The 24550-nt window shown below is 59.9% G+C and carries 24 protein-coding genes; 12 read left to right on the forward strand and 12 right to left on the reverse strand.

Going from position 1 to position 24550, the window contains the following annotated elements; translation table 11 throughout:
• Positions 1–113: 113 nt before the first annotated feature.
• The 7 genes from parE to nudF all read right to left on the reverse strand — a co-directional run bounded on the left by parE (position 114) and on the right by nudF (position 5944).
• On the reverse strand, positions 114–2009 hold the full coding sequence (gene parE, locus AC1P02_RS02190; RefSeq protein WP_021141154.1) for a DNA topoisomerase IV subunit B: 1896 nt from the start codon (positions 2007–2009) through the stop codon (positions 114–116).
• Positions 2010–2237: 228 nt separating this feature from the next.
• On the reverse strand, positions 2238–2639 hold the full coding sequence (locus tag AC1P02_RS02195; protein ID WP_234592766.1) for a GFA family protein: 402 nt from the start codon (positions 2637–2639) through the stop codon (positions 2238–2240).
• 37 nt (positions 2640–2676) lie between these two features.
• Positions 2677–3300: an NUDIX hydrolase gene (locus AC1P02_RS02200; protein WP_485183881.1), complete on the reverse strand. Its 624-nt coding sequence runs from the start codon at positions 3298–3300 to the stop codon at positions 2677–2679.
• Between the two features lie 2 nt (positions 3301–3302).
• The gene (locus AC1P02_RS02205) at positions 3303–3890 is read right to left on the reverse strand and encodes a YqiA/YcfP family alpha/beta fold hydrolase (RefSeq protein ID WP_429179445.1); all 588 of its coding nucleotides are present in this window, start codon (positions 3888–3890) and stop codon (positions 3303–3305) included.
• Between the two features lie 12 nt (positions 3891–3902).
• Positions 3903–4721 carry a 3',5'-cyclic-AMP phosphodiesterase gene (cpdA, locus tag AC1P02_RS02210; RefSeq protein WP_485183884.1) on the reverse strand — a complete coding sequence of 273 codons (819 nt, stop codon included), beginning with the start codon at positions 4719–4721 and terminating at the stop codon, positions 3903–3905.
• A gap of 26 nt (positions 4722–4747) precedes the next feature.
• On the reverse strand, positions 4748–5194 hold the full coding sequence (locus tag AC1P02_RS02215; protein WP_005313915.1) for a DUF1249 domain-containing protein: 447 nt from the start codon (positions 5192–5194) through the stop codon (positions 4748–4750).
• A gap of 108 nt (positions 5195–5302) precedes the next feature.
• Complete coding sequence (gene nudF / locus AC1P02_RS02220) at positions 5303–5944, reverse strand: ADP-ribose diphosphatase (protein WP_485183887.1); 642 nt, start codon at positions 5942–5944, stop codon at positions 5303–5305.
• Between the two features lie 306 nt (positions 5945–6250).
• Here nudF and tolC point away from each other — a divergent pair, with 306 nt between their 5' ends.
• A complete protein-coding gene (gene tolC / locus AC1P02_RS02225; protein WP_011898310.1) occupies positions 6251–7576 on the forward strand; it encodes an outer membrane channel protein TolC in 1326 nt (441 codons plus the stop codon).
• Positions 7577–7744: 168 nt separating this feature from the next.
• Here tolC and hldE read toward each other — a convergent pair whose 3' ends face one another.
• Positions 7745–9172 carry a bifunctional D-glycero-beta-D-manno-heptose-7-phosphate kinase/D-glycero-beta-D-manno-heptose 1-phosphate adenylyltransferase HldE gene (gene hldE / locus AC1P02_RS02230; RefSeq protein WP_087756596.1) on the reverse strand — a complete coding sequence of 476 codons (1428 nt, stop codon included), beginning with the start codon at positions 9170–9172 and terminating at the stop codon, positions 7745–7747.
• A 296-nt stretch (positions 9173–9468) separates the two neighbouring features.
• Here hldE and lpxL point away from each other — a divergent pair, with 296 nt between their 5' ends.
• Together lpxL and AC1P02_RS02240 are read left to right on the forward strand one after the other, a co-directional pair.
• Positions 9469–10392 carry an LpxL/LpxP family Kdo(2)-lipid IV(A) lauroyl/palmitoleoyl acyltransferase gene (lpxL, locus tag AC1P02_RS02235; protein ID WP_059169800.1) on the forward strand — a complete coding sequence of 308 codons (924 nt, stop codon included), beginning with the start codon at positions 9469–9471 and terminating at the stop codon, positions 10390–10392.
• Between the two features lie 154 nt (positions 10393–10546).
• Positions 10547–11014: an energy transducer TonB gene (locus AC1P02_RS02240; RefSeq protein ID WP_485183890.1), complete on the forward strand. Its 468-nt coding sequence runs from the start codon at positions 10547–10549 to the stop codon at positions 11012–11014.
• A 94-nt stretch (positions 11015–11108) separates the two neighbouring features.
• On the opposite strand, the gene AC1P02_RS02245 is transcribed toward AC1P02_RS02240, so the two are convergent.
• Positions 11109–12077 carry a CYTH domain-containing protein gene (locus AC1P02_RS02245; RefSeq protein WP_485183891.1) on the reverse strand — a complete coding sequence of 323 codons (969 nt, stop codon included), beginning with the start codon at positions 12075–12077 and terminating at the stop codon, positions 11109–11111.
• A 169-nt stretch (positions 12078–12246) separates the two neighbouring features.
• On the opposite strand from AC1P02_RS02245, the gene AC1P02_RS02250 reads away from it, so the two are divergent.
• The gene (locus AC1P02_RS02250) at positions 12247–12927 is read left to right on the forward strand and encodes a TIGR00153 family protein (protein WP_485183893.1); all 681 of its coding nucleotides are present in this window, start codon (positions 12247–12249) and stop codon (positions 12925–12927) included.
• A 25-nt stretch (positions 12928–12952) separates the two neighbouring features.
• Positions 12953–14218, forward strand: coding sequence for an inorganic phosphate transporter (locus AC1P02_RS02255; RefSeq protein ID WP_005313952.1), 1266 nt, complete (start codon positions 12953–12955; stop codon positions 14216–14218).
• A gap of 66 nt (positions 14219–14284) precedes the next feature.
• Here AC1P02_RS02255 and AC1P02_RS02260 read toward each other — a convergent pair whose 3' ends face one another.
• Positions 14285–15526 carry a multifunctional CCA addition/repair protein gene (locus AC1P02_RS02260; RefSeq protein ID WP_485183895.1) on the reverse strand — a complete coding sequence of 414 codons (1242 nt, stop codon included), beginning with the start codon at positions 15524–15526 and terminating at the stop codon, positions 14285–14287.
• A gap of 273 nt (positions 15527–15799) precedes the next feature.
• Here AC1P02_RS02260 and AC1P02_RS02265 point away from each other — a divergent pair, with 273 nt between their 5' ends.
• The 5 genes from AC1P02_RS02265 (at position 15800) to mltC (ending at position 20757) form a co-directional block, all read left to right on the forward strand.
• On the forward strand, positions 15800–17443 hold the full coding sequence (locus AC1P02_RS02265; RefSeq protein ID WP_485183897.1) for an ExeA family protein: 1644 nt from the start codon (positions 15800–15802) through the stop codon (positions 17441–17443).
• The gene (gene exeB, locus AC1P02_RS02270) at positions 17443–18123 is read left to right on the forward strand and encodes a GspB family T2SS assembly factor variant ExeB (protein WP_111588858.1); all 681 of its coding nucleotides are present in this window, start codon (positions 17443–17445) and stop codon (positions 18121–18123) included. Before AC1P02_RS02265 ends, exeB begins: the two co-directional genes overlap by 1 nt.
• A gap of 101 nt (positions 18124–18224) precedes the next feature.
• Complete coding sequence (gene mutY, locus AC1P02_RS02275) at positions 18225–19286, forward strand: A/G-specific adenine glycosylase (protein ID WP_485183899.1); 1062 nt, start codon at positions 18225–18227, stop codon at positions 19284–19286.
• A gap of 8 nt (positions 19287–19294) precedes the next feature.
• Positions 19295–19567, forward strand: a complete 273-nt coding sequence (locus tag AC1P02_RS02280; RefSeq protein WP_005313967.1) for an oxidative damage protection protein — start codon at positions 19295–19297, stop codon at positions 19565–19567.
• A gap of 89 nt (positions 19568–19656) precedes the next feature.
• Positions 19657–20757, forward strand: a complete 1101-nt coding sequence (gene mltC / locus AC1P02_RS02285) for a membrane-bound lytic murein transglycosylase MltC (RefSeq protein WP_059111943.1) — start codon at positions 19657–19659, stop codon at positions 20755–20757.
• A gap of 68 nt (positions 20758–20825) precedes the next feature.
• Here the strand turns inward: mltC and AC1P02_RS02290 are convergent, their stop codons facing one another.
• Positions 20826–21206: a YgiW/YdeI family stress tolerance OB fold protein gene (locus AC1P02_RS02290; protein ID WP_058394537.1), complete on the reverse strand. Its 381-nt coding sequence runs from the start codon at positions 21204–21206 to the stop codon at positions 20826–20828.
• Positions 21207–21445: 239 nt separating this feature from the next.
• Between AC1P02_RS02290 and AC1P02_RS02295 the strand changes: the two genes are divergently transcribed.
• Positions 21446–22453 (forward strand): SGNH/GDSL hydrolase family protein, encoded by a 1008-nt coding sequence (locus AC1P02_RS02295; protein WP_096119863.1) that lies wholly within the window; start codon positions 21446–21448, stop codon positions 22451–22453.
• A 59-nt stretch (positions 22454–22512) separates the two neighbouring features.
• On the opposite strand, the gene AC1P02_RS02300 is transcribed toward AC1P02_RS02295, so the two are convergent.
• Positions 22513–23247, reverse strand: coding sequence for a substrate-binding periplasmic protein (locus AC1P02_RS02300; RefSeq protein WP_005313987.1), 735 nt, complete (start codon positions 23245–23247; stop codon positions 22513–22515).
• Between the two features lie 234 nt (positions 23248–23481).
• Here AC1P02_RS02300 and ompA point away from each other — a divergent pair, with 234 nt between their 5' ends.
• On the forward strand, positions 23482–24513 hold the full coding sequence (ompA, locus tag AC1P02_RS02305) for a porin OmpA (protein WP_485183904.1): 1032 nt from the start codon (positions 23482–23484) through the stop codon (positions 24511–24513).
• The last annotated feature ends 37 nt before the right edge of the window (positions 24514–24550 follow it).

Here is a 24550-nt window from a genome sequence, read left to right on the forward strand (position 1 = left end):
CCACAGACTGAGCTCGATAGCATCACTCATGTGATTATCTCTTTCGGTTCGGGGGCCGCCACAGGGCGACTCCGGCTAAATGCTTGCTGGCCCGCACAGGGCCAGCCGACGGCTTAGATGATGGCGAGGTTGCCCTTCTCTTCCAGCCACTCGCGACGATCCGGGGCGCGCTTCTTGGCCAGCAACATGTCCATCAGTTGCAGGGTCTCGTCCCCCTCCTCCATCTCGCCCATGGTGAGCTGCACCAGACGGCGAGTATTGGGATCCATGGTGGTTTCCCGCAGTTGTTTCGGGTTCATCTCGCCCAGACCCTTGAATCGGGTCACCATCACCTTGCCCTTCTTCTTCTCGGCCTCGACCCGCTGCAGCACGCCGTTCTTCTCGTCTTCGTCGAGGGCGTAGTAGACCTCCTTGCCGATGTCGATCCGGTAGAGCGGCGGCATGGCTACATAGACGTGGCCCTTGTTGACCAGGGTGCGGAAGTGCCTCACGAACAGGGCGCAGAGCAGGGTGGCGATATGCAGACCGTCCGAGTCCGCATCTGCGAGGATGCACACCTTGCCGTAGCGCAGGCCGGAGAGATCTTCGGAGTCGGGATCAAGCCCGATGGCTACAGAGATGTCGTGCACTTCTTGCGAGGCGAGCACCTGACCGGCCTCCACCTCCCAGGTGTTCAGGATCTTGCCGCGCAGGGGCATGATGGCCTGAAATTCGCGATCCCGCGCCTGCTTGGCGCTACCGCCCGCCGAGTCCCCCTCCACCAAGAACAGTTCGCCTTGCATGGGGTCGGCGCAGTTGCAGTCGGTCAGCTTGCCGGGCAGCGCCGGGCCCTGGGTGATTTTCTTGCGCACCACCGTCTTGGCGGCGCGCAACCGGCGCTGGGCGCTGGAGATGCAGATCTCGGCGATCTGCTCCGCCAGCTCGGTATTGCTGTTGAGGAACAGGCTGAAGGAGTCCTTCACCACCCCCGACACGAAGGCCGAGCTCTGGCGCGACGACAGCCGCTCCTTGGTCTGACCGGCGAACTGGGGATCTTGCATCTTGATGGAGAGGATGTAGGCGCAGCGATCCCAGATGTCTTCCGGGGTCAGCTTGACCCCGCGTGGCAGCAGATTGCGGAACTCGCAGAACTCGCGCATGGCGTCGAGCAGGCCCTGACGCAGGCCGTTGACGTGAGTACCGCCCTGCGGCGTCGGGATCAGGTTCACATAGGATTCGGCGAGGCACTCGCCCCCTTCCGGCAGCCAGCACAGCGCCCAGTCCACCGCAGACTGCTCTGTGCTGAAGGCGCCGACGAAGGGCTGCTCCGGCAGGCAGGTGAACTGCTTGACCGCATCGACCAGATAATCCTTGAGGCCATCTTCGTAGCACCACTCCAGCTTGATGCCGGTGTTCTTGTCGAGGAACTTGATGGTGAGGCCGGGGCAGAGCACGGCCTTGGCTTTGAGCAGGTGCTCCAGCTTGGTGACCGAGAAGCGGGGCGAGTCGAAATAGCTCGCCTGCGGCCAGAAGCGCACCCGGGTACCTGTGTTGCGGCGCCCGCAGGTGCCGGTGATGGTCAGCTCCTGCACCTTGTCGCCGCGCTCGAAGGCGATGTCATAGACCTGGCCATCGCGACGCACCGTCACCTCGACCCGATCGGAGAGGGCGTTCACCACAGAAATGCCCACCCCGTGCAGACCGCCGGAGAACTGGTAGTTCTTGTTGGAGAACTTGCCCCCCGCGTGCAGCTTGCAGAGGATCAGCTCCACGCCGGATACCCCCTCCTCCGGGTGAATGTCGACCGGCATGCCGCGGCCGTCATCGATCACCTCGAGGGACTGGTCTTCAAACAGGGTCACCTCCAGGGTACGGGCGTGGCCCGCCAGCGCCTCATCGACGCTGTTGTCGATGACCTCCTGGCCGAGGTGATTGGGCCGGGTGGTGTCTGTGTACATGCCGGGGCGACGACGCACCGGTTCGAGGCCATTGAGGACCTCAATGGCATCCGCATTGTATTGAGTGGACATGGAGGGCCTTGCGAATTGACGTTTGGAGGGAATCTTACTCGTTGGGAGGGCCTTGGACAAACCCGACGGCGGGAAAGGGTGATCCAGACAGGGGCCGACAAGATACCGAGCCGGGATCAGATGCGCCTGACGCCACAGATAGTGCCTGTGTCAGCCAGGGGAAGGAGACATGGAAACCAAAAGACGCTGCCACCCTGATGATGACATCTGCGGATGACGCCCTTGTGGCTATTTCCCTCGATCGGCCGGATGGTTTACCCCGTCGCGCAGCGGCACCTCAGCCAGCTCGAACGGGTTGACCCCCTCCAGACAGGCAAGGTTGTAACCATACTCGGCCGGGTTGGAGCGGCGCTGGTGATGGGTATAAATGCCGCAGACGCTGCAGAAGTAGTGCTTTGCGGTGCGGGTGTTGAACTGGTAGCAACGCAGTTCAGCCTCTCCCTGCAGGATGCGGATGCCCGAGAGCGGCACAGAGGCGACGATGGCGCCGCGCCGTCGGCAGAGGGAGCAGTCGCAGCGACGGGGATCCACCACCCCATCCGGCAAGGTAAGTTCCAGTACCACGGCCCCGCAGTGACAGCTGGCCCTGTGCTTTTCCTCAATCCGGGTATTGCCAATGCGTTTGATCATCCAGCCTCCTTGCTAGCTGATGCGCCCTCCAACAGGGTCAGTCGAACAGGGTATCGCGTCGCCCTTGCAACAGATGGGCATGCAGGGTGCGCAGTTGGGGCTCCACCACCCGATGGCGGGAGAGTTCAGGCAAGTCGTCGATGGGGAAGTAACCTGCACCTTGTGTTTCATCGGTTTCGCCGAGCAGCTGGCCACCGATCACCTCGCACAAAAAGAAAGCCTTGTGGGCGTGGGGCAGCTGGGGCGGATGGGGGTGCTTGAGCTTGTCGAACAGAGCCAGCAGCTGCACGGCCCGACATTCGAGGCCAGTCTCTTCAACTACCTCGCGCACCACGGCATCGGCTGGCGAGTCACCGACATCACACCAGCCGCCGGGCAGGGTCCAGCAACCGTCGCTGCGCTCCTGCACCAGCAGGATATGGCCAGCCTTATCAACGATAAGGGCTCGCACATCCAGCTTGGGAGTGGGGTAGCCGCGATCGAGGTCGATCCACTCTGCGATGGCGTCCGGTTTCAGGTCGCTATGACTGGCAATCAGGGCGACCGTGGCCGCTCTGAGCGCCTCAAAGCGGACAATATCGAAGGGATCCCTGGAGTAGGTGAGACCTGCTTGCGCCGTGGCCAGCACCTGTTCCAGAAAGGTGACCAACGGCGGTTGCATCGCTAGAGCCCGAGGAAGTGGATAATCTGGGCGGGGTAGCGTTCAAACCCGGTGAAGGCGTGATTGCCGCCGCACTCCAGCGAGAGACGGGCGAACTGATATTCGGTCAGCGCCTTGCGATAGTCGAGCACCTCGTCCTCCTGCTGTTGCAGGATCCAGAGCCGTTCAGGCGCCGTCACAGGTACCGCCAGCGCCTTCAGTTCGTCCATGTGTACCGGCAGCAGCTCGAAGCGCTCGGTGGTATAAGGATTGGTCTGGGGGCCCAGATAGTCGCAGAGCAGCTCATGGGGGCGCACCGCCGGATTGATCAGGGCCGCGCGGCAGCCATAGCGCTCGGCCACCCGGGTCGCCATAAAACCGCCGAGCGAGCTGCCCACGGCGCCGAGCTTGAGATGGGCGCCATGACGGGTACTGACATCTTCGATGATTTGTTCGATGGCAGCCCAGGCAGCGGCAGGCGTATTGGGCTGGGCCGGAATAATGACCTCGATGTCGGGTCTGTATTCGGCCACCCAGGCAGCCATCTGCTGCGCCTTGGCAGAGCCAGGCGAAGAGTTGAAACCGTGCAGATAAAGGAGAACCGACTTCATGCAATGCTCTCCTCAATAACCGGTGGCATCGGGGTCTGGCACAAACTGCCCCACTGGCAGGCGCCACACCTGACTCGCCACCCGGCCATCGGGATGCAGGGTGAGATAGCGCCAGCCCGGGCCGGACTCATCCAGCGCGAAACCATCGCTGAGCGGTTTGAACTGGATGCAGGTGGAGGGGCTGGCAATCAGCCGCACCCCGCGGTGCACCTCGTCAAACTCCTGATGGACATGGCCAAACAAGATGGTTTTCTGCTGGGGATGACGAGCCAGCACGGCGAACAAGTCGTCGGCATTCTTGAGATTGTGCTGATCCAGCCAGGCGCAACCGACCGGCACAGCCTGATGGTGCAGGGCGATCAGGGCGTGGCGCTCGGGATGTTGACGCAGTGCGCTGTCCAGCGCCGCCAGTTGGTGATCCCCCAGCACGCCATGGGGTTTGCCGCGTACCTGGGTATCGAGCAGCATCACTTGCCAGTGTTCGCCCACCAGTTGCTTGGCCTCGCTGATCCCTGCCGCATGCAGGTACTCGGTCATCAGGGGGGCGTCGTCGTGGTTGCCGGGCAACCAGTAGATGGGGCGCGCCAGCGGAGCCATCATGCTGGCAAAGCGCTGGTAGGACTCCGGACTGTGATCCTGCGACAGATCGCCAGTCGCCAGGATCAGGTCGAACGGGTGCTCATTGACCTGCACCTGTTCCAGCACGGCAGCCAGGCTCTCTGCGGTACGCACAGCCAATAGCCTCCCGTCGGCACTCGCGAAGAGATGGGTGTCGGTAATTTGTAACAGGCGCACACTGCCGTCCTGCGCCTGGGGTAGCTCTGTTTCCAAAATCACGCTTCTTTGTATAAGTTCAACTAGAGGATGTTGATCAGGCTGGTACCATGTCTGAGACAAAATCTTAGCCAATCGGCCAGAAACAGATTTACCTGCTCCTTTTCATCCCGCTGGTGCATTTTTTTATTGGGATAATCATAACGTGGTTGCAACCTCGAAATCTGTTGCGCCGCACACACTTCCGCCATCCGCACGTCATGATACAAACGAATCTCGATGCGAGCCTGCAAGTAGCTCGGCAATTCCGGGTTGTGCTGTGCCAGGATCACCTGACTGGTAAAGCGGCTCTCCTCGCTGACAGTGAGCTGGAACTGCAACCCGTTGCCCACCTGATAGCGACGCTCGGCCCCGACTGTGCCACCGGGTGGCAGCAGTTTCATCAAGGCCATATAGTTCACCTCGCAGGTACGCTGCAAGGACATCAAGTCAGGCACATAGCGTTTCATCGGGCTCTGGACTAACGGCATCTCGCAGCTCCATCAATCAACACCCGTGGGTAATTCACCTCGCAGGTACGCTGCAAGGACATCAAATCAGGCACATAGCGCTTGCCCTGCTGCTGGACGCTCACCACCTCAGCGCCCCGCCAGCCAGCGAGCCCGCAGCTCGCCGTGATTGAGGGCCAGCCACTGCAGTGCTATGACGGAAGCCGCATTGTCGATGCGCCCCTCCTTGAGCCAGGCATAAGCCTGTTCACGACTTACCACGTGCACCCGGATATCTTCGCCCTCTTCCGCCAAACCGTGGATCCCTTCGGCCTTGCTGGCATCCACCTCACCCACATAGACCTCTATACGCTCGGTACTGCCGCCCGGGCTCACCAGATAACTGATGGCATGCTCGCAGCGACCGACCTCGATGCCCGCCTCTTCCACCGCTTCCCGGCGCACCACCACCTCGGCAGTTTCCCCTTCATCTATGATGCCGGCCACCAGCTCCAGCAGCCAGGGGGTGGAACTGGTCTCGACGGCGCCGATGCGAAACTGCTCCACCAGCACTATCTGGTCGCGCACAGGATCATAGGGCAGCAGCGCGGCCGCATGGCCACGCTCGAACAGCTCGCGCACTATGGGCTCATTCCAGCCCCCCGCAAATAACCTATGTTGCAGGCGATAGACATTTACTTTGAAGAAGCCGTTATATCCCGATGATTTCTCGATAATTTTTACATCATCAGCAGAATAGTGACGGGTTTGGGGCAAGGCTTGCTGCGACATACGAGACTCCCGCCAGCTTGACTTGGCTCGGTTTGACCATAAAATCCGAGAACATGAATGAACATTCATTCACTCGTTCCCGACGGAGATGAGGGATGGATTTTAGCAGTCACAGGACATTTGGCTAGGCACGAGGGGGAGAAAACTCCCCCTCGTGCTTGACGTTCCTGTCGCTGGAAAAGAGACAGTTATCATAATATTTTGCTTATAGTAGAGTGATTAAGCTGAAATCAAGCTTGCTCAGTGACAATACCCCTCCTTCATCCAGCGACAGCTTTGGGTTAATACATAAGGTTAAAACGATCTATGAAAAGAACACTCTTGTCAGCCATGGTGTTGCTGGGCGTCAGCGCCGGCGCCCACGCCGAGAACCTGCTCGATATTTACCAACAAGCCCAGATCAAGGACACCCAACTGCAGGAATCCAAGGCCAAGCGTGACCAAGCCTTCGAGAAGATCAATGAATCCCGCGCAGCCCTCTTGCCGCAAATCAATCTGGGAGCCGGCCTGAACTACCTGCAAAACAAGGGTGATACCCAGACCAATAGCAACGCTACTGGCTCCCTCTCGCTGGATCAATCTATCTATCGTCGCAGCAACTGGGTCAACCTGGACCTGACCGAGAAGAGCGCCACCCAGTCCGACGTGGCCTACAACCTCGAAATACAGAATCTGATGCTGCGTACCGCCCAGGCCTATTTCAACGTGCTCAAGGCAATGGACACACTGGAATTCGTCCGCGCCAACAAGGCCGCCGTAGAACGTCAGCTGGAACAGACCCAGCAGCGCTTCGAAGTGGGCCTGACCGCCATCACGGACGTGCATGAGGCCGAGGCCGAGCGCGATCAGGCACTGGCGGACGAGATCAATGCCGAGAACACGCTGGACAACAGCTACGAGAGTCTGCGCGAGCTGACCGGCATCGACCACCGTCAGCTGGACGTACTCAATACTGAGCGTTTCAGCCCGCAGAAGACGCCGTTCAACTCCGACAAATGGCTGGAGCTGGCACTGGACAAGAACCTGCAACTGCACAGCGCCCGCATCGGTAAGGATATCGCCAAGGAGCAGATCGATCTGGCCAAGACCGGTCACGAGCCGACGCTGGATCTGGGTGCCGGTCTCTCCAGCACCTATAGCGACTACAAAGACGAGATCCGCAACCCCGAGAGCAACAGCAATCAGGGCAACATAGGCCTGAACTTCAAGCTGCCGCTCTACACAGGTGGCGCGACCACCTCCCAGGTCAAGCAGTCCCAGTTCAATTACGTGGCGGCTAGCGAGCAGCTGGAGCGCAGCTTCCGCTCAGTGCAGAGCACAGTACGCTCCTCCTACAACAACGTGAACGCCAGCATAGGTTCGGTACGCGCCTACGGCCAGTCCGTCATCTCCGCCGACAGCGCCCTCAAGGCCACCGAAGCGGGCTATGAAGTCGGTACCCGCACTATAGTCGACGTGCTGGACTCTACCCGCAAGCTCTACCAGGCCAAGCAGAAACTCTCCGAAGCCCGTTACAACTACATTCTTAGCATCCTCTCCCTCAAGCAGGCCGCCGGCACGCTGGAGCAGAAAGATCTGGAGGAAGTAAACCAGGGACTGATACCTGCCGCTCAGGTCAAGAACAAGTCCTGATCCCGACTCGCATCCAGTAAAAAGGCGACCCCAGGGTCGCCTTTTTGTTATCCGCTTTCTATTGCCCGCACCGGCCGGTTCTCTTGCCGCAGACTGGTGAACGCCGCGAGACTTCCATACTCCGGTGCGGGCCAGACATAAAAAACCCGGCCGGGGCCGGGTTTTGACTCATCCGCGTTCGCGGATGGTCTTGATGATGTCGCTAGTGGAGCAGCCATCTTCGAAGTTGAGCACGCGCACCTCGCCACCGTTGGCGGTCACTTCATCATAACCGGCGATATCCTTCGGCTTGTAGTCACCCCCCTTGACCAGCAGGTCGGGCAGCACTTCGGCGATCAGCCGCTGGGGCGTATCTTCGGCGAAAGGCACCACCCAATCCACGGCGCCCAACGCGGCCAGCACGGCCATGCGACGGTCGGTCGAATTGACCGGGCGACCCGGCCCTTTCAGGCGACGGACGGAGTCATCGGTATTGACCGCCACTATCAGGCGATCCCCCAACTTGCCGGCATTGGCGAGGTAGGAAACGTGACCAGCGTGCAGTATGTCGAAGCAACCGTTGGTCATCACCACCTTCTCGCCACGCAGACGGGCAGCCTGCACGGCAATCTTGAGCTGGGCCTCGGACATGACGCCGAAACCGGTCTCCTGCTCGGTGTAGAGCGCGTTGGCAAGCTCCACCGGGCTGACGGTGGAAGTACCCAGCTTGCCGACCACGATACCGGCGGCGGTATTGGCCAAGGCGCAGGCCTCGTCCAGACTCATGCCGGCGGCCAGCGAGGTGGCCAAGGTCGAAATGACGGTATCACCGGCACCGGTCACGTCGTAGACCTCGTGGGCCTGGGCTGGCAGGTGCAGCTCGGGCTGGCCTTCGCGGATCAGGGTCATGCCGTTTTCGGAACGGGTAACCAGCAGGGCCTCCAGCTCGAAACGCTTGACCAGCTCCAGCCCCTTGGCAACCAGATCCTCTTCACCCTTCACCTTGCCCACCACGGCCTCGAACTCGGACATGTTGGGGGTCAGCAGGGTGGCGCCGCGATACTTCTCAAACTCGGTCCCCTTGGGGTCAACCAGTACGGGAATGCCGGCGGCGCGGGCACGCTGGATCATGCCGGGTACGTCGTTGAGAGCACCCTTACCATAATCGGAGAGGATCATCACGTCGCTGCTGGGCAACGCCTGCTCCACCTTGTTCATCAGCAGAGTGGAGTCGACATCGTGGAAAGCCTCTTCGAAGTCGAGGCGCAGCAGTTGCTGGTTGCGGGAGAGCACACGCAGCTTGGTGATGGTCGGATAGTCGGCCAGACGAACGAAATCACAGGCGACCTTGACGCCAGCCATCTGACCAGCAAGGGCATCGGCCGCTTCATCCTGACCGGTCAGGCCAAGCAGAACGGCATGGGCGCCCAGAGCGGCGGAGTTGAGAGCCACGTTGGCAGCGCCACCCGGGCGCTCCTCAATGTGCTCAACCTTGACCACGGGCACTGGTGCCTCGGGCGATATCCGGCCGGTGGGGCCATGCCAATAGCGGTCCAACATGACATCGCCAACGACCAGAACGCGGGCTTTTCCAAACTCGGGCAGGGTGATTTTCATCTGTATCGACTCTCAAAACCTGAAAAATCAGCCGCCGATTTTATCACACTCTTTTGCGGGGTGTGAAAAAAGCACGCGGCCCTGCTTCGCTACCGTGAGACGACACAGTGAGCAGACATAGACCAGCCATGTCAGCTCTGACCAGGCGAGAGGCCATTCACACCCGACCCCGCTTTTCGGCTAGAATCCCCCGATTGCCAGTAAAACTATCCAATCAGGATATCCACGAGCCTTTATCGCCTCCCCTTTTTGGCTGGACTCTCCAGATCATGGCGATTGCGAACAAGAGATTTTTCATGGCCCACGAACACGCACCCCGCCTCGAACCCCATCTGTTCCATCCCCGTTACTGGGGGAGCTGGATTGGCCTCAGCCTGCTTTGGCTGCTGGTATTGTTGCCCTGGCGCAGCCAGATGTGGCTGGGCCGTCAACTGGGCACCCTGGCCCGAGTATTGTTGAAATCCCGCGTCAAAATTGCCCGCCGCAACCTTGAACTGGCAATGCCGGAATTGACCAAGGATGAGCGGGAGAAGCTGCTCAGGCAGAATTTCGAAAGCGTGGGCTGCGCCATCTTCGAAGTGGGTATGGCCTGGTTCTGGCCCGACTGGCGCATGCGCAACCTGATGAAGGTAGAAGGGGAAGAGCACGTCATCGCCGCCATGGAAAAAGGTCAGGGCATGCTGCTGCTCTCCTGCCATTTTCTGACGCTGGAGCTCAACGCCCGCTGCTTCGGCCTGGTCAGGCCGGGGGTTGGCGTCTACCGCCCCAACACCAATCCTGTCCTGGAATATGCCCAGTACCACGGTCGCTGCGCCTCCAACAAATATCTGGTGGACCGCATGGACGTGAAGGGAATGATCAAGGCGCTGCGCAACGGCGACGCCCTCTGGTATGCCCCGGATCACGACTACGGCTCCCACGCCAGCGTGTTCGTCCCCTACTTCGCCGTTGAGCAGGCGGCCACCATAACGGGGACCGCCACCCTGGCCCGGGTGAAAAACACAGTTACCCTGCCCTGCTACAACATTCGCACCAAAGAGGGCTACGTCTTGCACATAGGCGCCCCTCTGGCGGACTACCCCAGCGGCGATGACGTGGTCGATGCCACCCGTGCCAACAAAGAGATAGAGGCCGCGGTACGCAAGGCACCCGAGCAGTACATGTGGCTGCACCGCCGCTTCAAGACCAGACCAAGCCCGGATGACACTGGCTACTACTGAGTCAGAAAAGGATGAAAATACCGCCGCAAGGCGGTTTTTTATGGCCTGCCGCCCGGAAAGGGTTTTCATTCGTAGCTGAATATTTTATTAATAACCCTGCCGAGCGGCGGGCGGCCCCCGCCAGGAACAATAAAGCGAACGAAGGGAAGCGAACATGAAAGCCACTCTTTTACTGGGCGCCCTGTGCGTATTGACCGGTTGCAGTCACCAGACCCAGAGCGTGCACCTCACCTCACTCCCCCTGAGCAACATCACGGATGTGAATGCCCAGTGGACCCCCCTGACCAGAGTGGAGTCACGCTATCCCAAGGAGGCCATTCTGGCCGAAAAGATGGGATGCACCTCACTCGAGTATGTGATCAATGAAGCGGGTCAAGCCGAGCAGATCCACGTACTGGCTCGCAGTGACGAACAGTTCAGCGAGGTCGCCATCGAGACGCTGCAACAGTGGCAGTGGCAGGCGACTACCGCCAATCCGGACCATAGCCCCATCAAGTCCCAGACCCGATTCGAGTTCTGTATCGAGCACAACGGCCAGCCCTGTGACACCAGCGGGCTGGCGCAACTCTGCCAGGGGGAAGACATGGTTCGCAGCACAGGACTGGTCTACACCCAAGTCTGAAGCTTTCACCTGTGATGAGAGTGTCGACCATGAAAAAGGTGAGCCCGGGCTCACCTTTTTCGTCACTACTCGTCACGCCCGCCGGGCACAAGCATCATGCAGTTGCGTGCAACCAGGCGGCGATGGCCAGTTGGAGCAGCACATAGTCAGCCCGATGGAAGAGAGCAGACAGTGCCGTCTGCCATTCAGGTGCGGCCACGTCTTGCGCCAGCAAGGCCAGATGGGCGGACTGCGTGATCAAGGCATCCAGCCAGGCCGGTGCCACCAGCATGCCGGCCGCCTCAATGACAAGCGCAATACCTTGGCGGATCTCTTGCAGCGCCAGGCGTCGCTGCTCGGGGTCCGCCTGTTCCAGCCAGTACTGCTCATGATGTTGCCAATGTTGCAGGCCCAAGGTGATGCGCATAGCGGCATCGACTCCATTGACCACAGGCAAGGATTGCAGTGCCAGCGGCTTGCCGAGCCCTGCCAACCGATAGCCGCGCTGCGCCTTGGATTGCGCGCCCAGCCTGACACCACCCAGCCCGGCAAGCCGTTCTGCCAGCGCGAACAGGGCGCTGGCATCGCCGGATTTAAGCTCAAGTTCCAGCTCGTTGATGGCCGCTTTTCCCAGCGAGCCGACGATCTCGCCCTGATCCCAGGCCAGCTCGATCTCGGCTCCCTCGAAGGCAATCAGCCAGTGACGACGCAGGAAATCGGTACGGAACTGGGCAACCAGCTTGCCCTGGATCTCGTCGCGGACAGACAGACTCGGGAAGATATCGCCCGGAAAGGCAGATAGCAGCGGAACATCCCCATGCACAGGGGCGTTATATTCAGGCCTGGCGTGCAATCCTCCCACCACCTGACCCCGGCATTTAATCGTCTGCTCGGCAAAGTCGTCACTGCGACGAATACGTAATCCCATTTCTAGCCGACGTAAATCCAGGGTCGGCGTATCAAAATAGACATTGCCAAGCTCCACCTGGGCATTGAATATAATTTCAATATAATTCAGCAGGTTGGATAATGATTGTTGAATGTCTTGTGAGACAAAAAACTTTATCTCGATCTCAGTTTGCATAGTCATTCCGGGCTGGCAGGCAACTTGGGGGGGCATGATACTGAACGCGAGGATATAATGCCTGCGATACATCAGGATTAATTCACGGTTTTATTGATGGCGCAGTTCGGTTACCATGCGCGCCTCATAACATCGTATCGAGTGTTTTTTCACCGACACAGGTTTGACCATGCCAGTAAATACTATTTTGGGGCTTTTTGCCAAGTCCCCCATCAAGCCGTTACAGAAGCATATCGTCAAGGTTCACGTGTGCTGCGAGCAGCTCATCCCCTTCTTTGATGCCGTGGCCGAAGACCGTTGGGAAGATGCCGAGAAGATTCGGGAACATATCGCCCAGCTGGAAAAAGAGGCCGACATCCTCAAACGTGAAATTCGTCTGAAACTGCCTCGTGGTCTCTTCCTGCCGGTCGCCCGTACCGACCTGCTGGAACTGCTGACCCAACAAGACAAGATTGCCAACCGTGCCAAGGATATCTCCGGTCGCATGCTTGGCCGTAAAATGGAATTCCCTGCCGAGATGCGTGCCGGTTTCATGGCCTATCTCAAACGTTGTATCGATGCGACCGCCCAAGCCGAAAAAGCCATCGGAGAACTCGATGAGCTGCTCGAAACCGGCTTCAAAGGACGAGAAGTTGAAATGGTTGCCGAGATGATCCACCAGCTGGATCTTATCGAGGACGATACTGACACCATGCAGATCGGGCTGCGCCAACAGCTGCAAGCCGTTGAGCAGAAGTACAATCCGATCGACGTTATGTTCCTCTACAAGATCCTCGAATGGGTAGGTGACCTGGCAGACCAGGCCGAGCGCGTTGGCGCCCGTCTGGAACTGATGCTGGCTCGTTCGTAATCGACTGACTGGGTAAACACTATTAATGGACATTATCGCGAATTACGGCACTACTCTGGTGCTCGTGGCGGCCTTGTTCGGCTTTTTGATGGCCTGGGGTATAGGCGCGAATGACGTGGCCAACGCCATGGGCACATCGGTCGGCACCAAGTCCCTGACCATACGTCAGGCAATCATCATCGCCATGATCTTCGAGTTTGCCGGTGCGTATCTGGCGGGCGGTGAAGTGACCGCCACCATCCGCAATGGCATCATAGATACCAATGCCTTTGCCGATACGCCGGATCTGCTGGTGCTCGGCATGATCGCCTCTCTGCTGGCGGCGGGCTCCTGGTTGATACTGGCCTCCTACTTTGGCTGGCCTGTCTCGACTACCCACTCCATCATAGGTGCCATCGTCGGCTTTGCCGTGGTCAGCATAGGTCCGGAAGCGGTGCAATGGAACAAGTTCGGCGGCATCGTCGGTTCCTGGATCATCACTCCGGCCATCTCCGGCATCATCGCCTACTTCATGTTCATCAGCGTACAGAAGCTCATCTTCAACACAGATGATCCTCTGGCCAACGCCAAGCGTTACGTGCCCTTCTACATGTTCCTGACAGCGCTGGTGATTTGTCTGGTCACCATCAAGAAGGGGCTGACCCACGTCGGTCTGCACCTGAGCGATGGTGAAGGTATCCTGCTCTCCATCATCATTTCCATCGCTGTGGCATTTGCCGGCTGGCTCTACATTCGCGGCCAGAAGTACAACCCGCAAGATGACAGCAAGATGCACTTCGCCAACGTGGAGAAAGTATTTGGCATCCTGATGGTGATCACTGCCTGTGCCATGGCCTTTGCTCACGGCTCCAACGACGTTGCCAACGCCATAGGTCCGCTCTCTGCTGTCGCCTCCATAGTGGCGTCAGGTGGCGAGATCGCCGGTCAGTCCTCCATCGCCTGGTGGATCCTGCCCCTTGGTGGCATAGGTATCGTCATCGGTCTGGCGACCATGGGCGGTAAGGTAATGGCAACGGTCGGTACCGGTATCACTCACCTGACCCCGAGCCGTGGTTTCGCCGCCCAGCTGGCAACTGCCGCGACCGTGGTGATTGCCTCCGGTACCGGTCTGCCCATCTCCACCACCCAGACTCTGGTCGGAGCCGTCATGGGTGTCGGTCTGGCCCGTGGCATCGCCGCCCTGAACCTGGGCGTGCTGCGCAACATAGTGGTCTCCTGGATCATTACCCTGCCCGCCGGTGCCATTCTGTCCATCCTCATCTTCTACGTGCTGCAAGTCTGCTTCTCTTGACGCAAACGGCAGCAAAAAAGCCCGGGTCACTGACCCGGGCTTTTTTATATCTGGCGGCAGAAGACGCTACTCCTCGTCGATAAAAGTCCACTCATCGCGCACCCGACTGATGGCATCGAGCCGACGCTTGGCGAGCTGCTCGCGAATGGCCTCTCCCTTGAAACCGGCTGCCACTATATCCTTCACGGGCACGGCCTGGGCCGCGCCGAGCGCCTGTGCCACATAGTCGGGCTCGGCATAGACCCGCTCCTCGAAGCCGGTACGGCCGTGGAAGTCGGCGCGGCAGGCGTCCAGCAGCTGGGCGAAACGCTCGGGTCTGCGCCAGGCATCCGCCTTGTCGAACACCTTGAGCAGGGTCGCGGGCTTGAGTTCGAAGGCAATGTGGATATGGGTGTGCAGATCACTCACCAGCAACGCCAGATCGCGACAGTCGTTCGGCACCCGAAAGCGCTCGCAAAAGTCGCGGATCAGCGGCAGTCCCTTCTGGCCGTGACCGTGGTGGCTCGGCCAGAAGGCAGGCGGAGTCAGTCCCTTGCCAAAGTCATGACACAGGGCGGCAAAGCGCACCGCCAGCTCGGGGGAGAGGCGACACGCCTGCGCCAATACCATGAGCGTGTGGATACCAGTGTCTATCTCCGGATGCCACTTGGCGGGCGCCGGCACACCGAACAGGGCGTCCAGCTCGGGGAACAGCGCCTTGAGGGCGCCACATTCACGCAGCACCTCGAAGAAGACCTGAGGGGTCTGCCCCAGCAGCACCTTCTCCAGCTCCTTCCAGACCCGCTCCGGGGTCAGGTGAGCCAGCTCGCCGGCGTCGGTCATCTCGCGCATCAGCGCCAGCGTCTCGGGGGCCACCACGAAGCCCTGGGCGTGGAAGCGGGCGGCGAAACGGGCAACCCGCAGGATGCGCAGCGGATCCTCGGCAAAGGCCGGGGAGACGTGACGCAGCATACGCTGTTCCAGATCCTGGATACCGCCGTAGGGGTCATGCAGCCGGCCCTCTTCATCCTCTGCGATGGCATTGACGGTGAGATCCCGGCGCAGCAGATCCTGCTCCAGTGTCACCTCGGGGGAGGCGTGGCAGACAAACCCTGTGTAACCACGGCCCTGCTTGCGTTCGGTGCGGGCCAGTGCGTACTCCTGCTGGGTCTTGGGATGGAGAAACACGGGAAAGTCGCGGCCCACCTGGGTGAACCCCAGCGCCAGCATCTGCTCCACGGTTGCCCCCACCACCAGGTGATCCCGATCCCCTTGCGGCAATCCCAGCAGGCGATCCCGCACCGCGCCCCCAACCAGATAAGTCTGCAATCTGCGTCTCCCTTGATAAACCTGCCTCGATTATACCGGTTTTGCTTGGCGGGCACGATGGCGCCGCCACTCCCTCGCGCTCAGGCAGCGGTGATCACCCGGCCGGTTTGGCCCGACAGCCACTCTGACTTATCCCCACCACAACCAGGCCACATTCGATAAAAACAGCGGTTTTGGCCGCCAGACGCGCCAGCCCCCCTTATGGCATCCGGGTCTTTGACATCCCGGTGGGGAGGCTTTAACCTGCCGCCCATAACAATGGAATGGATCCTTATGTACACACAGTTCTTCGGTCTGTCGGAGCCCCCGTTCTCCATCTCGCCCAACCCCAAATACCTCTATATGAGTGAACGTCACGGGGAAGCCTTGGCCCATCTCAACTACGGGTTGCAGGATGGCGGCGGCTTCGTGTTGCTGACCGGGGAAGTGGGAACAGGTAAAACCACCGTCTCCCGCTGCCTGTTGCAGCAGTTGCCGGCCGAGACCGAGATAGCCTACATCCTCAATCCATCCCTGACCGAGCGTGACCTGCTGGCGGCCATCTGCGACGAGTTCCAGCTGTCGTACGACAAGGATGCCGGTCTCAAGCTGCTGTTCGATCTCATTCGCGACCATCTGCTGGCCAACCTGGCGGCAGGCAAGCGCAGCGTTGTGCTGGTGGATGAAGCCCAGCATCTGCTGCCCGGTGTGCTGGAGCAACTGCGCCTGCTCACCAACCTGGAAACCGATGAGAAGAAACTGCTGCAAGTGGTGCTCATCGGCCAGCCCGAGCTGCAACAGATGCTGCGCCAGCCCCTGCTGCGCCAGCTGGCCCAGCGCATCACGGCCCGTTACCACCTGCTGCCACTGTCGCATCAGGACGTGGATGCCTATGTGCGCTTCCGGCTGCAGGTCGCAGGCTGCGTCCAGCCCATTTTTACCCCCAAGGCGATCCAGACCCTGCATCGCCTCTCCGGCGGCATTCCCCGCCTCATCAACCTCATCTGCGATCGCGCCCTGATCGCCGCCTTCGCCCGTGGCAGCCACAAGATAGTTCACGGCGACATCAGCCTGGCGGCCTATGAGGTGAGCGGCATTCGCGACGAGGGCACCTGGCAGTCCGGCCTCATGGTCGCTCTGGCGGGGGCCTTGCTGGTCGCCACCGGCTGGTGGGGCTGGCAGTTCTTCGGCTTCTTCCCCGAGCGCCCCGTGATCAAGGTGGAGGTGCCGGTCAAGGTAGACGACACCCCTGAGCAGCAGGAACAGCTGACCCGCGCCATCAATCAGGCGCTGGAGCCGGATAGCGCCATGCAGAATCTCTACAAGGTGTGGGGCTACCAGACCGAGCTGGAGGAGGCGACCTGCGACAACGCACCGCGCGCCGGCTTGCGCTGCCAGGAGGGGGACGCCTCGCTGGCGGATCTGCAGGCCCTGCAACACCCTGCCCTCATCAGCCTGACCGACGAAACGGGCGGCATCTACTACGCGACTCTGGTGAGCCTGGGGCCGGACAAAGCCAACCTGCTCATCGGCAACCAGAGCTGGCAGGTAGACAGGCAATGGCTGTCCGATTTCTGGGGCGGCAGCTATACCCTGCTGTGGCGCATGCCCAAGGGTGGCGTTGCCCTGATCGGCAACAATGCCGGCGCGACCCAGGTACAGTGGCTGGACAATGCTCTCAGCCGCGCCCTGCAGCAACCGGATCGCAAGGTGCGGCGCTTCGATGCCGAGCTCAAGAACAAGCTGCAGCAATTCCAGCGCGAGCAAGGGCTCAATCCGGACGGCATAGCCGGCAGCAATACCCTGCTGCGCCTCAACGTGATGGCGGGCGAACCCATGCCCAGACTGGAAGATGAGTCCAAGCGCACCGGCACGCCGGCCAAACTGGATGCCATGGACGACGAGTCCATGGTCACACTGTCCGAGGAGGCTTCCTGATGTCTACCCTGCTCAAGGCGCTGCGCCGGGCCGATCAGCCCCAGTTCACCTCGCATATTCCGGCGATGGGGTTGCCCGTCACTCAGGAAGAGGAACAGAACCGGCGCTGGATCTGGTGGCTGCTGGCCCCTCTTGCTCTGCTGATGGGCGCTGGCGCCAACTATGGCTGGCACCTGCTCAACAACCGCCCCATCGAGAAGACAATCGAAGTGAAAGAGGTGGTCACTCCCCCCTTCGTGCGCATCGAGCCCAGGCCCATGATTACCCGCCCGCTGCCCCCGCCGCTGCCTGAACCCGTGGTGCGTCCCAGAGCCGTACCCGAGAACAAAACGCCGGCCGCCGACAGCAGCCAGGGGCTGGCCGAGCGCATCATGAATGCCCTCAACAACACGCCGCTGATGGAAGAGGCTGTACCGCAGGCCCAACCCGAGGCGCAGGCCATGCCGATCAGCGCCCTGCCGCTGGAGCTGAAGCAACGGATCCCCGCCCTCTCCTACGGCTCCCACGTCTTCTCTTCCAATCCGGCCAAACGGGCCGTGATGCTGAACGGACGTGAGTTTCGCGAGGGGAGCGAGGTCGCCTCCGGCGTCACCCTGATCGCCATAGCACAGGACTACATCATATTGCAGGTGGCGGGTCAGAACGCCAGCCTCAAGGCACTGCAGGACTGGCGCGGCTGACTCAATCGTTATCCAAAAACCGGGGCAGCCCCGCTGACCTGATGTCAATTTCAAGAGGGAGCCCGAGAGCTCCCCTTTTTAATCAATAAGATGAGAACAATGTGAGCCATTCAGACAACGCCACTTTCGCCACCCGGATCCTCAACTGGTATCAGGTCCATGGCCGCAAGACACTGCCCTGGCAGCAAGACAAGACCCCCTATCGGGTCTGGGTCTCCGAGATCATGCTGCAGCAGACCCAGGTCGCCACCGTGATCCCCTATTACCAGCGCTTCATGGCCCGCTTCCCTGACGTGCAAACCCTGGCCGACGCCCCCATCGACGAGGTGCTGCACCACTGGACCGGGCTCGGCTATTACGCTCGCGCCCGCAACCTGCACAAGGCGGCACAGCAGATCCGCGATCTGCATGACGGCCTGTTTCCGGAACGGCTGGAAGAGGTGATGGCCCTGCCCGGCATTGGCCGCTCCACCGCAGGTGCCGTGCTCTCCCTGTCCCTTGGGCAACCCCACGCCATTCTGGATGGCAACGTGAAGCGGGTACTCACCCGCTGGCTGGCGCTGCCGGGCTGGCCCGGCCAGAAACAGGTGGAGAACGATCTGTGGGAGCTCGCCATCCGCCTCACCCCCAAACTCGGCGTGGCCCACTACAACCAGGCCATGATGGACATGGGCGCCACCGTCTGCACCCGCAGCAAGCCCGCCTGTGACCGCTGCCCGGTGCACACCGATTGCCAGGGGCTGTCGCAGGGCAAGCCCACTGCCTACCCCAACTCAAAGCCGAAGAAGAGCATTCCGGCCCGCACCGGCATCATGCTGCTCATTCGTCACGGCGACGAGCTGCTACTGGAGAAGCGGCCGCCGCAGGGGATCTGGGGAGGGCTCTACTGCTTCCCGCAGGTGGAGTCGCTGACGGAGGTCGAGGGGCTGATGCAGCGGCTCGGGCTGAGCGGGCACGATTATCGGGAGCTAAGCGGATTTCGGCATACATTCAGCCACTTCCATCTCGATATTCAGCCTTTTCTGATTGAAATGGATGCACCACCGGCCCCCCAGCTCATGGAAGCGGATAACCGACTCTGGTATAACTTACGCCATCCTGCAGAGGTGGGACTGGCAGCCGCCACGGCCCGCCTGCTTGCCTACCCGGACTTACAACCATAGAGGTCAACATGAGCCGTACTGTATTTTGCCAACGCCTGAAAAAAGAGGGCCCGGGCCTGGATTTCCAACTCTACCCCGGTGAACTCGGCAAGCGGATTTTTGACAACATCAGCAAGGAAGCCTGGACCGAATGGCAGAAGAAGCAGGTGATGCTGATCAACGAGAAGAAGCTGAACATGATGAACCTGGAGCATCGTCAGCTGCTGGAAAAAGAGATGGTGAGCTACCTGTTTGAAGCGGGCGAAGTGGCCATCGATGGTTATACCCCTCCCAGCCAATGAGTTGTACCTGTGAGCCAGCGACGGCTATGCATCTCTTAGCTCACAGCCAATGAATGACGGGCGGCTTCGCCGCCCTGTTTGAGGATCCTATGGGCCGAATTTTTTGGCTGCTTTGCACCCTGCTGTTTCTCTCTGCCTGCTCATCTTCCCCCAAGCCCAGCGGGAGCGAGGATGACGCCCTGGTCAACGGCAAGGACATTCGCGGTTTCGAACACATGATCAGCGCGCTCTCCCATAACGTGAACGAGATATGGGGGCGTGAAGCGCTGTTTGCGGGCAAATTTGACTATGTCAAATACACGGATCAATACAAGAGCCGTGCCCACATCGACTTCTCCAGCGGCCACATCATGGTGGAGACGGTCTCCGGACTCGACCCCCAGGCTCACCTGCGCCGCGCCATCATAGAGACACTGCTGACTCCGGACGATCCGGCTGAGGTGGATCTGTACTCCGACCGGGAAATCCTGCCCGGTGGCGAGCCCTTCCTCTATGGTCAGGTGCTGGACAACCAGGGGCAGCCGATCCGATTCGACTGGCGCGCCGAGCGTTACGCCGACTACCTGCTCAGTACGGCGATGAAGAAACGCACTCTGGGGATCCGTACCATCTTCTTCGTCGATATTCCCATGGTGGCCAACCACGAAGACAAGCGGGGTTACAAGTACGCCAGCATCATTCGTCAAGCGTCCCGCAAGTACGGGGTGGCAGAGAGCCTGATCTATGCGGTGATCAAGACAGAGAGCAGTTTCAACCCCTATGCGGTCAGCCACGCCAATGCCTACGGCCTGATGCAGGTGATCCCGGCCACCGCAGGACGAGATGTCTATGTAAGGGTCAAGGGCAAGAATGGCCAGCCAACCCGGGATGATCTGTTCAATCCGGCCTACAACATAGACGTGGGAACCGCCTACCTGCATCTGTTGCAGACCGTCTATCTGGCGGATATCCAGGACCCGCTCTCCCGTCGCTATGCCGTCATCTCGGCTTACAACGGTGGTGCAGGCGGAGTGCTGAATACCTTCTCCAGCGATCGCAAGGCTGCGCCTGGCAAGATCAACCGGCTCTCGCCAGAGGTGGTCTACCAGATCCTGACAGAGCAGCATCCCAAGGCGGAAGCACGCCGCTACCTCTACAAGGTCAATCAGGCAGAAAAGGGGTTCAAACGCACGCTGGCCCGGACCGGCTAGCGGCCAAAACAGAAGGGCGCCTCTTTGGAGGCGCCCTTTTTACATATGACCTGTGCTGCGGTTGTACCTTACTTGGCGATAAACCCGCCCTTGCTCTGCGGTGTGGCGCCTACCTTCTCCAGGCTCTCCACTTCCACTTCGGTCTTGTTCCAGCTGTGGTCCACTTCACCACGGATACGGATCAGATCGTCCGGGCCCACTTCGATGCCGCGCCACACATCCTGATCCACTTCCACTTCCAGCTCGCCGCTGGCATCACGGAATATGTAGTTTTCGCCGCCCAGGTGCTTGACCAGCTTGCCTTCAAGGGTGGCCCAGCTGTCATCGGCCAGATCCTTCAACTGGGCGACGGATACCTTGTTCTGCTCCTGCGGACCAGTGAAGGCCGCCATGGCGAAAGAAGAGATGGACATCAGGGTCAACAGACCGATTACGCTTGCCTTGTTCATTTCATGCTCCTGTGATTGGGTACGAGATGAGTGTGAGGCCTGGTGCGTGAAACAAACGTGAAGCCTCCCCATCTGGGTGAAGGACATGTGACCGTAATCGATTTAATCAACCCCGCCTGCTGCGAAATTTAATTCGGCTGGTTACGCTGCAAAATGGCAAAAAGGGTTCCCAGCCCAGCTTGCCCTATCGAGGAAAAGCCTGCAGGCACCACCTGCTTCACATCAATGAGAACAACAAGATGAAAAAATGGTTTGTGTGTTTATTGGGGCTGATCGCGCTGACAGTTCAGGCAGCCGACAGTCGCCCCGCCTTCTCCCGGATCGTGATGTTCGGCGACAGCCTCTCCGATACCGGCAAAATGTACAGCAAGATGCGCGGTTACCTCCCCTCCAGCCCGCCCTACTATGAGGGCCGCTTCTCCAACGGACCCGTCTGGCTGGAGCAGCTGACCAAGCAGTTCCCGGGTCTGACCATCGCCAACGAAGCGGAAGGCGGTGCCACTGCCGTGGCTTACAACAAGATCTCCTGGAATCCCAAGTATCAGGTCATCAACAACCTGGACTACGAGGTCACCCAGTTCTTGCAGAAAGACAGCTTCAAGCCGGACGATCTGGTGATCCTCTGGGTCGGTGCCAATGACTATCTGGCCTATGGCTGGAATACGGAGCAGGATGCCAAGCGGGTTCGCGATGCCATCAGCGATGCGGCCAACCGCATGGTACTGAACGGTGCCAAGCAGATACTGCTTTTCAACCTGCCGGATCTGGGGCAGAACCCGTCAGCCCGCAGTCAGAAGGTGGTCGAGGCGGTCAGCCATGTCTCCGCCTATCACAACCAGCTGCTGCTGAACCTGGCACGCCAGCTGGCCCCCACCGGCATGGTAAAGCTGTTCGAGATCGACAAACAATTTGCCGAGATGCTGCGTGATCCGCAGAACTTCGGCCTGAGCGACGTCGAGAACCCCTGCTACGACGGCGGCTATGTGTGGAAGCCGTTTGCCACCCGCAGCGCCAGCACCGATCGCCAGCTCTCGGCCTTCAGTCCGCAGGAACGCCTCGCCATCGCCGGCAACCCGCTGCTGGCACAGGCCGTTGCCAGTCCTATGGCCCGCCGCAGCGCCAGCACCCTCAACTGTGAGGGCAAGATGTTCTGGGATCAGGTACACCCGACCACTGTCGTGCACGCAGCCCTGAGCGAGCGCGCCGCCACCTTCATCGAGAACCAGTACGAGTTCCTCGCCCACTGATGACCAGGGGCCGACACATGGTCGGCCCCTTCTTTTTGCTCCTTCAATCCCCTATTGGCTCAACGGTAACGTTTCACGATACCGTCATAGATGCCGTTCTGCCTGATGGTGGCAAGCGCCTCCTGCAGCCGCTTGATCACCTCCGGCGCCGTCTCCAGGCTCGCTGCCACATAGAGTTCCCCTCCGGTAAAGTCCTCGATGTCGTGCACTATCTTGAGGGTGCTGGGATCGTAGCCCGCCTGACGCACATAGTAATTTGCCGACTCCTGCGACACGGGCCAGAGGTCTATCCGCCCCATCAACAGCTTCAACATATTGGCCTCGTTATTGTTGTTGCGCTGCAGGTTGGAAAAGTTGCGCCCCATCAGGTACTGTTCCAGCGCATCATTGCGCACAGTGCCGATGGACCAGGTTCGCGCCTGCGACAGCTCGCTGAATGGCTTGATGTCGTCACGCTTGGCCAGGGCAAACACATGAAAGTTGATCTTGGCGATCACCCCTATCCACTGAAATTGATCCTCACGCTCGGGGAAGCGACTGATGCTGTAAATAAGCACATTGGGCCTACTGCGAGCCAGTGAAATGGCTCTCGCCCAGGGGTAAATATCCAGATTGTACTCAAACCCCGCCTCCTCCAGCATGGCCTCCACCACCTCTGTGCCCAGCCCCTTGATCTCGGCCTCCTCAAGATAGTTGTAAGGAGCATAATCCTCGGTCACCACATGCAAGGTTTCGACGGCCCAACCCGGGGCCAACCACAGCGACCAGCACAGCCATATCCATTTGCCGTTCATCTCCACCTCGGTGTGATCCTGCCTCGCTTAACTATTGCTGCCCCGCCCCAGAGATCAAATCACACCGCCAAACCACGGTAACAATAATCACAATATGATTTATATCAGTTGCTTGAGAACCTGAAGAAAGCGACTACTTTTAACCTGTTGTGGCTGTGCTACAAGCCCCGACCCATAGAGGAGAGGCGACACCAGATCCCCCCCTCACCCAACATGCAATTGCAGAGGCTCAACATGAATAAATCACTGATTACCTTACTGGTTTCAGGCTTGCTTGCGGCCAACGCCCATGCAGCCGGACAAGACAACACCTGGTATGGCGGTGCCAAATTGGGTTGGTCCAATTTCTACGGTGTCGATGAAAACAACATCACCACCCTGCTCGATGAAGACAACGATGAAGTGGGCGCCGGTGCTTTCGCCGGTTATCAGATAAACCAGAATCTGGGGATCGAGCTGGGTTACGACTACCTGGGCAACTACAAGTACAGCGGTACCCGTAGCGGCGCGGCCTTCAACGATAAAGTAGAAGCTCAGCTGGCTCAGCTTACCCTCAAACTCGGCTTCCCGGTGGCAGAGAATCTGGACCTATACGGTCGCCTTGGCGGCGGATACGGTTGGGCCAGCAGTGACAAGCTGGATAACGACGGGCGATTCAACTTCGTCGGGGCACTCGGCGCAGAATACGCCTTTAATCTGGATTGGGCCGCCCGCCTCGAATACCAATACAGCTCGCCATACGGCGACCGCGAAGACACTGGTTTGCGCATGGACAATGGTCTGCTGGCCGTCGCCGTGGTTTATCGCTTCGGCCAGGTCGCCCCTGTGGTAGCAGCCCCGGCGCCTACACCGGCCCCGGAGCCCGTCATGGTCGAGAAGCAATTCACCCTGAGCTCGGACGTACTGTTTGACTTCAACAAGGCGACCCTCAAACCGGAAGGCGGGCAGGCGCTGGATACCCTCTACGGTGAGATTGAGGCAGCCCGGCCCACGGATGGCGTCGCTACCGTGATCGGCTATACCGACCGCATCGGCTCGGATGCCTATAACCAGCGGCTCTCGGAGCAGCGTGCCCAGACAGTCGCTGACTATCTGGTCGGCAAAGGCCTGCCAGCGGGCAAGGTCAACGTGGAGGGGCGTGGCAAAGGGTCCCCTGTCACCGGCGGCAGCTGCACCAGCAAATCCAAGCATGAGCTGATCGTCTGCCTGGCTCCGGATCGCCGAGTCGAGGTCAAGGTGGAGGGAGTATCGGAAGTTCAGCAATAGTCTCATGACGCCACTCTGATGGCGCCACGATAAAAAA

It is taken from the genome of Aeromonas sp. TS_SC_11 (assembly GCF_057318915.1).